This is a genomic window from Clostridium sp. ZS2-4 (assembly GCF_026719745.1).
Lineage (GTDB): Bacteria > Bacillota > Clostridia > Clostridiales > Clostridiaceae > Clostridium_H.
On sequence record NZ_JAPPRQ010000025.1, the window covers coordinates 1 to 10,187 of the forward strand.

Here is a 10,187-nt window from a genome sequence, read left to right on the forward strand (position 1 = left end):
CTCTTAAGCCCCTAAGAACACTTGGACAATTGCTTTTGGAATAGATATAATAAAGAAAAGTGATTGGAGGTATTTTATGAAAGGTAAAAGTTATACAAAAGAATTAAAAGAATCAATACTAAATGAAGTTAAGGAAGTAGGCAATGTTTCACTAGTTGCAAGAAAACATGGAATTTCACAATCAACAATAAGAACGTGGATTAAACAATCTAAGCAAAAAGATGAAATTAAGGTGAAACCAGGTAGAAAAGCTTTAATTGAGGGGCAAAATAACTTCCAAAAAGAAATAGCAGAAATAACACAAGAAAATGATACACTTAAGAAAATATTAGGAGAAAAAGATTTGGAAATAGCCATTCTTAAAGACTTAATAAAAAAAGCCAACCCTCAATTAAAGATAAAGTAGCAGTAGCTAAAAAATATATAGAACAAGATTATAATGCGGTTTTCGTTTTGAAAATAGTAGGCTTATCAAGATCTACATATTACTATAATTTAAGTGTAGAGGGAAAAGAGAAGTATAAGCCGGTAGGCGGCAAGCCAAAGGGATATTCATTAACTGAAAAAGGGAAAAGAATTTGTGATGATGAAATCAAAGAGTATATTTTAGAGGCTATAGATGGAGATGCTATAAATTATGGTTATAGAAAAATAATGCATAATTTAAAACGCGAATATGAACTTATTATAAACCATAAAAAGGTATATAGATTATGCAAGGAACTTGATGTTCTAAAGAATCAAAGGGTTAAGAAACCTAAGATTAAACGTACTATTGCTATTAATAGGATAATAACAGGCTCTAACCAATTATGGGAAATGGATATCAAATATGGATATGTTGAAGGGGAAGATAAATTTTTCTACATGCTGAATATTATAGATATCTTCGATAGAAGCATAGTGAATTATCATATGGGTTTTCATTGCGAAGCAAAGGATGCTACCGCATTGTTACGACAAAGTTTAATTAGAAGAAATTTATTTGAAGAAGGTGCTAAAAGGCCTGTTATAAGGACTGATAATGGTCCACAGTTTGTAAGTTATAAATTCAAAGAATGCTGTGAGGAACTTGAATTAGAACATGAAAGGATACCGGTAAAAACACCAAATAAAAATGCTCATATAGAATCTTTCCATAGAATACTTGAAGATGAATGCTTTAAAAGTAATGAATTTCAAAATTATAGAGAAGCATATGGTATAGTAAACGATTTTATTGATTTTTATAATAATAGAAGATTACATTCAAGTTTAAGATATATGACTCCAAATGAATTTTACCACCTTTATTCTGGAGAGCAGCTAACTAATATTGAGGTAAGGGTGTAATTATAAGAAAAAGGAAGAATTAATTAGATATTGTCCAAAATAAAGGGGTCAATCCGATAAAAAACGACCGATTGATGTTCTATGAGTTATATTAAAACAATTTTCAGATATATGACTTACTTTACCCTTGCATCCACGGCCTACGGCCAATGTCATAAAGCTAAGCTTGGATAAATTGGAAAAAATCAAAATAAATATTCAGAAAATAAGATTTTAAAGATAATTCCTCTATAATCAATACTACATTATAAGTATTGACGGAGGAATTTTTTTATNTTCATTTCCTGCTTGTAGTTTATCAAAATACATTCCATTAATATTAACAAGTGGCTGATATTCTTTAACCTCTGCATGAGGAGGTTCTGCACTAAGTCCACCTTGTAGATTTCTACCATCTATCATGCATTGAAGATTAAACTTTGGTATCTGTAGGCTTCCATTATCAACGCATAAAAAAATACCTAAATAGTGAGCACCACTTTTAACTTGCGGTATTCCTACAACATTATCACCTTTTAATAATTTCTGCTTTGGTGTAAAAGTTATGTCTTTTCCATCCAGTTGAATCTGAATTGTAATTGTACAGTCAGCACTTGCTATACAGTATAATGAAAAATTCATCGAAAGGTTTGTTGACGCTACTGCTGATATTCCTAAATATACAGGTTGCATCTTGCTTGTTCCAACTGTAAGCTCTACTGGATTTGCATAATACAGCATAGAAGTTAGTGTTTCTACCACTTTATTTCCAAGTTCATCTACACTTGTTTTTATTTCACTTGTATCCATTTGATTTAAGATATTATCTTTTGCCTGTCCTAATTCTACTTTTACATTTAATCCTCGTAGCACATCCTTCTTAATTTTTATAACTGGAACTTTAACATCTATATCAAAATCCTTGTATCGTACAATAACCCTATCCCCTACATTAACCTTTTGGAGATGTTTATAATTCTCATATTCTTTAGTTTTGCTAAGTTCTATAAAATCCACTTCAATATTTACCTTGCTAAGTCCTATGTATTTAGCCTTTTCTTGTGCAAAAGTTCTTAAAGTAACTTCATCTTTAGCATCTTTAAATTCAATATTTTTAACTATAGGAAATGGAGGATATTTATCACTATTCCAGTTAGGTATGTTTATATACTTTTCAGTAAGCTTTATTCCGTTATAGCCTACCGGATAAAGCTTTGTAACAACCTCTGTAGTATCAGAATTAAATTTAATCCCTAGAATATTTTTACCTTGTGCTATTAAAACTCCTGAATTCCTTCCTATCTGCTTTAGTATTTTTATATCAAAGTTATCTCTTTTTATCTCTCCATATTTCCACCTTTTAATTATAGAAAATAACGCTTCAACAGGATTGGTTTGAACAAAATAAACAGTATTAGCTAAAATAATATCACTATCTACTTTATATGTAGTACTTACATCTCCTGGAAGTGCTTTTTCCATAGCAGTCTTTACACTGCAATTTACAGCCCTACTATCCTCTATAAAATAATATCGGAGGTCATAGAAGATATGCTTTACAAAAACCTTTAATATTTTTGTTTCTTTACTTTCCTTGAAAACTCTATAAATTCTAAAAAGCTGCCCATCTGCTTTTATTATGTTCCACTCTTCAAGGTATTTTGCCTTCCTGCCACTAGCTGGATATTCAAGTTCAAGTTCATAATCCCCATTAAGTTCTTCTGTAATAAAACAGCTTATAACTTCATCTAAAACTCCAAGACCATTAGTTTCAAAGTTCCCTTTTGTTGTTTTCTTGTCATAGATGCATATCAATCTATCACCTCCTGTCATCTTAATTTTGAATAAGAAAAAACTAGCTTACTATAACCATAATAAGCTAGTCTTATCTTAAAATCTAATTTTGATAATCTTTATTTTCTTTCCAATCCATTATATTCATCCTTAGTTAAATAATTTTTTAATTTCTTCTATTTCACTAATCGTTTTCCCTGTTATTTTTGAAATAATATCTACAGTAAGGCCCTCTTTTAATGCATTTTTAACAACTTCTATTTTTCCTTCATCCTTAGCACTGCTTATCATATTAGCTCTTTCATGAAGTGATTTTTCTCTAGCTTTGTAAATCTCTATTGTTTCTTTATCACTGCTTAGATATTCAAGTCTTTCTTCAGCTCTTTTTATATCTGTATCCATTTCCATCAACTCCTTTAACTTTTCTTCCGAAATGTCTTTATTAAAGAAAGTCAACCATCTTTGAAGTCTGTCCTCTTTTAAATTCTTTTCTTCTAATTTATTAAATTTAGGTAGCTCTAAAAAATGGATTTCTACTAAATCTGTAAGCATATAGTCTTTTGCTTCATCTTCCCATAGGTGAAACTTTGTATGGAATTTATCTAAATTTATATAATCAAAATCTAGTATGTTTATAGTTATTACTTTTTTAAGTTTTGTATAATCTTCACCTTTAGATATATTTTCATTGAAAAGTTTTCCCCAATAAAATAATGTTCTCTTATCCATATTATGCTGATTTGTAAGTTGCACCTCTATATCAATTTGTGTGCCATCTTCTGTTTTTGCTCTTACATCTAATATTGCCGTTTTATCAGTTATAAGTTCTCTAGTCAATTCTTTATTATCCACTATTTCAAGTGTTACGAGTCTTTCTCTATCTTTTCTATCTAAAACTGCATTTAAAAATGCAACTAAGTTGTCTTTTACTTCATTCTCACCAAAAAGTTTTTTAAAGATGTAGTCATTTAGAGGTTTTAATCTTTGCATTTAACTCACCCTTTCCTTACCTATATTATAGCCTAAAATCTAATTATTTTTAAGTTATATCTTCTAAATTTACATATTATTTTTATAGAATTTATTATACCCAACTCGCATTAACCCTAACTTCCACCTTACTAACATTTTCACTAAATCCTATAGCATTTTCTCCTACTTTAAAAATAGGAAACTCCCCCATCATATCTCCATTTTTTAAAACATCCTCTTTATAACAATCCTTCAAAACAGAATCTACAGTTACATACCCATCCACCTTTTTTACACTAACCTCAGCATCATTAATTTTAAATTTTATATCTCCACTACCATGAATCTTAATTATAGGTTGACTTTGAAAAGCTCCTTCGTTATATATGGTAGAATTATTTTGTGTTATTGTAATTATTTTATCTTGCACTGCATATTTAAAAGGCTTGCAATTAAATATTATTGGAAAACTTGATGTGTATTTTATAACTTGTTTAAAGTCAATCATATTTACAACTTGTGCTATATATTTTTTATCTGGCTGGAAACTGAATATTAGATCACTTTCACCTGTAGTAACTAACCACTCTTTAATTTTATCTATCTTTTCTATGATGTCCTTTTTATCTATAATTGAGCACTCAAGGGTAACTGTTATATCTTCATAAGTTCCTTCATCAAACTTTAAGCTGGAGCTTCTTCCTGGAATTATAACATTGGATACTCTTCTTTTTGGTAATGGTATGTTAGGTCTTTTAGCTATTAATATTCCAAAGTCTGTATAGCTATTTTTATTACCAAATGTAAAACTTAGCATTATACACCACCCTTTCCTAGCGAAACTCTTTGTCTGTAAAATTCAAGTTCATAGGCAATTTGCTCTATATCCTTATCTGTGTTATTTATGAATTTTTCTATATTAAGTGTAAGTCCGTTATTATTTGATGGCTCTTGATTTCCCTCTAAGCCATTAGTTTTAAAGCTTGCCATTTCAGCAACTTCTGGATTTATTTTCATATCAACTGATAAACTCTTTATTGCATCTGCAACTAAGCTTTTACTTTTATTTATGCCTTCGGCAAGACCTTCCATAAAGTCTGGCATCCAGCTTTCATAATCCGTAAGTGGACCTTCATCTGGTACTGAAAAGTGTAGAAAACTTCTTATTTTATCCCCAACACTAGCTACTGCACTTCCAACAGAACCTATCATACTTTTTATTCCATTAATTAATCCTTGTATCATATCTCTGCCCCAAGCATACATCTTAGCTGGTATGTTTTTAATAAAATTTATTGCATTATTTATACCATTTACTATAGTAGCTTTTACATTTCCAATAGTGCTACTTACTCCCTCTCTCATTCTAGTAAACATATTTGCTCCATGAGTATACAATTTAGATGGAAGATTTGAAAACCAATTTAAAACTGCATTCCAAATATTTATTATTCCTTGTTTTATATTTTTACAAAGATTTATTACTATTTCTTTTAACCTAGTCCATGCATTTACAGCTACATTTTTTATGGCTTCCCATATGTTATTTAAAGAGGTTTTTATATTATTCCAGATATGTTCTATATCAGATTTTAGTTTTGTAAAATTTCCTGTGACGATATCTAAAACTATAAGAACTGCACCTAATACAATATTCTTTACTGCATCCCACACATTTTTAAAAATAGTCTTATAAAAATTCAACGCTGGTTCTAAAAAAGCTTTTGTTTTATTTAATCCGTTACTTATAGTGGACTTCAATGCTTCCCACGCATTTACTGTTGTTATTTTTACATTCTGCCACACATTTGTTATAGTGGTTTTTATATTATTAAAGGTTGTAGTTATACCATGCCAAAGCTCCATTGCTTTTTTCTTTATGGTATCCCAATTCTTATATAAAAGCACACCAACTGTTACAAGACCTGTTATTGCAATTACAGCTATTCCTACTGGTCCAGTTATAACTGACATTGCTCCTCCAGCAGCTCCGATTGCTGTGCTTACTTTTCCAAATATACTTGCTAAACTGCCGCCAACAGTTATTATTTTGCCTACAATAGATAATGCTGGTCCGAGCGCTGCAACTATTAAACCTATTTTTACAATTAACTGCTGCTGTTCTTTTGATAGACCTTGAAAGCTATCCATTATAGGTTTAATTGTAGCCATGAGTTTTTCGAGTACTGGTATTAATATTTGTCCAAATTGTATTCCTAACTGCTCTGCCTGTTGCTTCATAACTCTTATTTTATTTGTAGGTGAATCCATAGTTTTAGCTAAATCACCTTGAGCCTTGCTTGTACTTTTCATTAGAAGTCCAAATCTAGCTGATATCTTTTGTTGATCTGTCATTGCTTGACCTTGCTTTATTATACCTTCTTTTAATGCGTAGGTTTTTACTGCTGTTTCTGAAATGTTTATACCTAGGGCTTTTAGTGGTTCTGTTTCTCCACTTATTCCAGCACGTAATTTTTCAAAAGCTTCCTCTGGCTTTAAATTATAAAAACTAGCCATATCATAAGCTAGTTTTGTAAGTGATGTACTCATATCATAAGAAGCTTGCTCTGTAAGTCCCATGGAATTTAACATAACGTTAAAAGTTGCCACATTCTTACGTACCTCATAAGCATTAAGACCAAGTGATTTACTTATATCCTCTGACCATTTTCTAGTAGTACCTGCCATATTGCCCATTGATACTTCAAATAAATTCTCTGACTCTACTGCATCCATAGCCATTTTTGTAGCGGCTGTTCCTATTCCTACTAAAGGAGCTGTTACTCATAAACTTAACTTATTTCCAATCTTTGAAAAACCTTCACCTACAGTTTTCATCCTGCTACCAATACTATTAAACCTATTTCCAAGTGTTGTCCATCTGCTACTTTGTACTTCTATATCTCTATTGGTTCTGCATTTGTGAGAGAACTTGCCTTGCTCTATTTAATTTTATTTCAAGTTCCTGAGTTGCCCTGCTGTCTTTTCCTTTAGTTTCAACACTTTTAGTATAGGCTTCTTCTAATGCAGCTACCTTTTGCTCTTGAAGTTCTAATTTTTTAGAAAGGCTTTCTGATTTCAATTTAAGACCATCAAGACCTTTAGCATTTTCTCCAAGTGTCGCATTACTTGCTTTAAATTCACTATCTAAAACTCTAAGTTCTCTGTTTATACTGCTTATACCATTTTGAAAACCTGAACTATCTAATCCTATTCTAACAGCTAAACTTCCAAGTTCTTCTGCCACTCTCTCACCTTCTTTACAATATATTTAAAACAACATCTAAACTCTGTTTGTATTCCTTATTTGCTTTATAAATTAAAATATCAAAATAATAAAATATATCCATTTCATCAATATCCCCTAATGTCCAGCCTTGCTTTAAAAGTTCGAGATAAATCTCTTTTATAAAATCAAGCGGAGACAGTTTTTCTTTACTATCTCCGCCTACTTGTTTGGGAACTCATTTAATTTACTTCCCAGGTTACCCACTATTCCATTTATGCTGCTATTTAAAGTTTCTATAAGTTTATCTGCATTCAGGCCATCATAAAAATCATCTCTGCTGAATTTATTACCATAAAGTTCTACTACAAAATCTACAAGTCCATCTAAATCTTTCAACTTTAAATCATTAAAATTTATATTTTCACTTATCTCTATTGCACGCCTAAGCATCCTTGTTTTAACCTTAGGCATAACATAAGTTTTATCATTTAATACTAATTCCAAAGTGTACCCCTCCAATCTTTAATATTAAACACCTTCTTCAACTACTGGTTCCTCATAAACTTTATCAAACCAAGTAGCTCCACCAGTAAATCCACTATCTTCATCAGCAGTATATTTCCACTTTCCATCTTCTCTTGTAAGGAATGTACCCTTAAGTTTTGGTGTTTGGAACTTAGTTTTATCCTCTTGAGTTGCATGTTCCTCTTCTGGTTCACTGAATTTTCCTTTAAGTAACCAAACATATCTGTATTTGCCATCAGCTTTTTTTATCTTAAATCCTGTAGCTACATAAGGTGCTATGTCATTTGCTTCATAACACATTACTTTAGTTGTCATATCTAATTTATGTCCAAGAAGAACCGCCTGAACTTCTAGCGGCAAGTCTTGAGTTTCGATTTCTACTTGAATCTCCTCCATACTTGATACTGTTTCTACTGCTCTATTATCTGCATAAAGTGTATCAGAATTACTTTTAGGATTTATTTTTACTTTTATAGCTGGTGAAATAAGTGCTGGTGTTTCATAAGTTTTAGTTTTTTCATCTGTTAAAACTGCATATACTAAATTTTCAACTCCTATTGGAGCACTGTTTGTTACGTCTACCATTGATTGTTCCCCCTCTTACATTGAATAGAAAAACCTTATTGCTTTATGATATATTCTTGTATCTTTTTCATATAAATCAACCGCAGAAGTTCGTATGAACCCTGCGGCTTTCATGATGTTTTTCACTTTTTCATAAAGATTTGTATAATCTCTCCTGCTCCATATATCTACTTGAATATAATAACCAGTAACCTTTTCTTCATTATCTGCATACTGCTCACCTTTTTCTAAATAACTAAAGAATGTTATATATGTGTGTTCCTTTCCATAATATTTTTGAAAAGAAACTGGAATATTAAGAGGTTTTAAAGCTCTCATCACTAACTTATTTATCACTTCAATCCCTCCTTCAAGGTTTCAGCTATGGTTCTCTTTATATTATCTTTATTTTTCTCATAGGCTGGTTGCATAAATGGTTTTGCGGGCATTTTAGAAGTTCCAAATTCTATAAATTTCCCATAAAATATCTCTGAGTTATCTCCTCTATCAACACCTACAAGAATGTATTTAACTCCATCTTTCTTTTTAACTCTGGTTATTTTAAGACCTTTTTTCAATTTTCCTGTTCTTACTGGAGCATTAGCTTTTGCATCCTCAAGTATAGGCTCTGCAGCATTTCTTAAAGCTTTATTTTCAAGTCTTCCTACATTTGCACCTATACTCTGAATCCTATTTAATATTTCATCAACGCCCTGAAGTTCTATACTAGCCACTGCAATCAACCTCCATAGCCTTTATTTCTATAAACTTGTTTGCATATTTGATATTATCTATAGAAGTTATGTTGTACTGTTTTCCTTGAAACACTATTCTCATACTTTCATCTATTTCTTTAGTAAATCTAATAGTAAACTTTACGATTTTCTCTGCTTGAATAGCTGCAGCTTCAAAATATTCTCTACCATGAAGGTTTTCTACTTTTGACCATACTGTTTTAAAATCTTGCCAGGTTTCTTCCTCAAAACCATTATCATTTATTCCATTTACATACTTTTGAATAACTATTTTATGTTTCAGTTCTTCTGATTTCATACTGGTATCACCCTATTCATAGTTAAAAGTGAGTTTCTAGCTTCTTCAAGTTTTGATCTCTCATCTGGTTTATAGTCATCATAAAGAAGTCTCATATGAAGAATCATAGGCCACTTAACTGTTTCAGGTACATTCTCTTCTTTATCCCCAAAACCAGCAGTAAATCTTATTCTTACACCATTAACTCTTTGTAATGAAATGCTAGGCCATTGTTTATAATTTCTAAGTACAATTCTATTAATAAAACCGTCTATATCTACAATATAATTACTTTCATCAAATAAGTGTTCTTCTCCAGTATTATCATAATATTTAATGCTTTCTACCCTTTGAATTGGTGAGCAATTCTTAAAAGCTATACAGTTTTCTCTTGGAAAAGAATCCAGCACTAATTCTAAGGTCTGGGTAATGTACTTTCTATTTTGAAAATCCTCACAAAACTCTCTAGCCTGTTTAATCATACTGGCTACAATGATATCTTCATCACTACCACTAATTCTTAAATGCTGTTTTGCTTCTTCTATTGTTATAGGTTCAACTAAAGGTTGATTTATAATTTTAACTGCCATAAAATCACCCCAAACAAAAAAAGCCCAAAGGCTCCTAATCTAATTAAAATGGTACCTATAGATTGGACACTAAAAAAAGTGTCTAGTTTATAGGTGCTTTTTTATGTATAATTATCATTAAATATGGAGGTCTTTAATATGAGTAAAATTACATTCTCAAAAGAATCTAT

At 30.9% G+C, this 10,187-nt stretch carries 13 protein-coding genes; 2 read left to right on the forward strand and 11 right to left on the reverse strand.

The window, feature by feature from the left end:
- Window positions 1-76 precede the first annotated feature (76 nt).
- Both OIO11_RS04605 and OIO11_RS04610 read left to right on the forward strand, forming a co-directional pair.
- A complete protein-coding gene (locus OIO11_RS04605) occupies window positions 77-406 on the forward strand; it encodes a transposase (protein WP_268070191.1) in 330 nt (109 codons plus the stop codon).
- A 47-nt stretch (window positions 407-453) separates the two neighbouring features.
- Window positions 454-1,332: an IS3 family transposase gene (locus OIO11_RS04610; protein ID WP_268070192.1), complete on the forward strand. Its 879-nt coding sequence runs from the start codon at window positions 454-456 to the stop codon at window positions 1,330-1,332.
- A 240-nt stretch (window positions 1,333-1,572) separates the two neighbouring features.
- Here OIO11_RS04610 and OIO11_RS04615 read toward each other — a convergent pair whose 3' ends face one another.
- The 11 genes from OIO11_RS04615 to OIO11_RS04665 all read right to left on the reverse strand — a co-directional run bounded on the left by OIO11_RS04615 (window position 1,573) and on the right by OIO11_RS04665 (window position 10,017).
- Window positions 1,573-3,144, reverse strand: coding sequence for a phage tail spike protein (locus OIO11_RS04615; RefSeq protein WP_442781224.1), 1,572 nt, complete (start codon window positions 3,142-3,144; stop codon window positions 1,573-1,575).
- 111 nt (window positions 3,145-3,255) lie between these two features.
- A complete protein-coding gene (locus OIO11_RS04620) occupies window positions 3,256-4,095 on the reverse strand; it encodes an Rpn family recombination-promoting nuclease/putative transposase (RefSeq protein WP_268070194.1) in 840 nt (279 codons plus the stop codon).
- 94 nt (window positions 4,096-4,189) lie between these two features.
- Window positions 4,190-4,894, reverse strand: coding sequence for a distal tail protein Dit (locus OIO11_RS04625; protein ID WP_268070195.1), 705 nt, complete (start codon window positions 4,892-4,894; stop codon window positions 4,190-4,192).
- Entirely contained in the window at window positions 4,894-6,819 is a 1,926-nt protein-coding gene (locus OIO11_RS04630; RefSeq protein WP_268070196.1) for a phage tail tape measure protein, read from the reverse strand. The genes OIO11_RS04625 and OIO11_RS04630 overlap by 1 nt, the downstream gene beginning before the upstream one ends.
- A 163-nt stretch (window positions 6,820-6,982) precedes the next feature.
- A complete protein-coding gene (locus OIO11_RS04635) occupies window positions 6,983-7,324 on the reverse strand; it encodes a hypothetical protein (RefSeq protein WP_268070197.1) in 342 nt (113 codons plus the stop codon).
- Between the two features lie 201 nt (window positions 7,325-7,525).
- Window positions 7,526-7,810 (reverse strand): phage tail assembly chaperone G, encoded by a 285-nt coding sequence (gene gpG / locus OIO11_RS04640; RefSeq protein ID WP_268070198.1) that lies wholly within the window; start codon window positions 7,808-7,810, stop codon window positions 7,526-7,528.
- A 24-nt stretch (window positions 7,811-7,834) separates the two neighbouring features.
- Window positions 7,835-8,416, reverse strand: coding sequence for a major tail protein (locus OIO11_RS04645; RefSeq protein ID WP_268070199.1), 582 nt, complete (start codon window positions 8,414-8,416; stop codon window positions 7,835-7,837).
- A 15-nt stretch (window positions 8,417-8,431) separates the two neighbouring features.
- Window positions 8,432-8,752: a hypothetical protein gene (locus tag OIO11_RS04650; RefSeq protein ID WP_268070200.1), complete on the reverse strand. Its 321-nt coding sequence runs from the start codon at window positions 8,750-8,752 to the stop codon at window positions 8,432-8,434.
- Window positions 8,749-9,129 carry an HK97-gp10 family putative phage morphogenesis protein gene (locus OIO11_RS04655; RefSeq protein ID WP_268070201.1) on the reverse strand — a complete coding sequence of 127 codons (381 nt, stop codon included), beginning with the start codon at window positions 9,127-9,129 and terminating at the stop codon, window positions 8,749-8,751. Before OIO11_RS04655 ends, OIO11_RS04650 begins: the two co-directional genes overlap by 4 nt.
- Window positions 9,122-9,448 (reverse strand): phage head closure protein, encoded by a 327-nt coding sequence (locus OIO11_RS04660; RefSeq protein ID WP_268070202.1) that lies wholly within the window; start codon window positions 9,446-9,448, stop codon window positions 9,122-9,124. The genes OIO11_RS04655 and OIO11_RS04660 overlap by 8 nt, the downstream gene beginning before the upstream one ends.
- Window positions 9,445-10,017 (reverse strand): head-tail connector protein, encoded by a 573-nt coding sequence (locus OIO11_RS04665; protein WP_268070203.1) that lies wholly within the window; start codon window positions 10,015-10,017, stop codon window positions 9,445-9,447. Before OIO11_RS04665 ends, OIO11_RS04660 begins: the two co-directional genes overlap by 4 nt.
- Window positions 10,018-10,187: the final 170 nt, after the last annotated feature.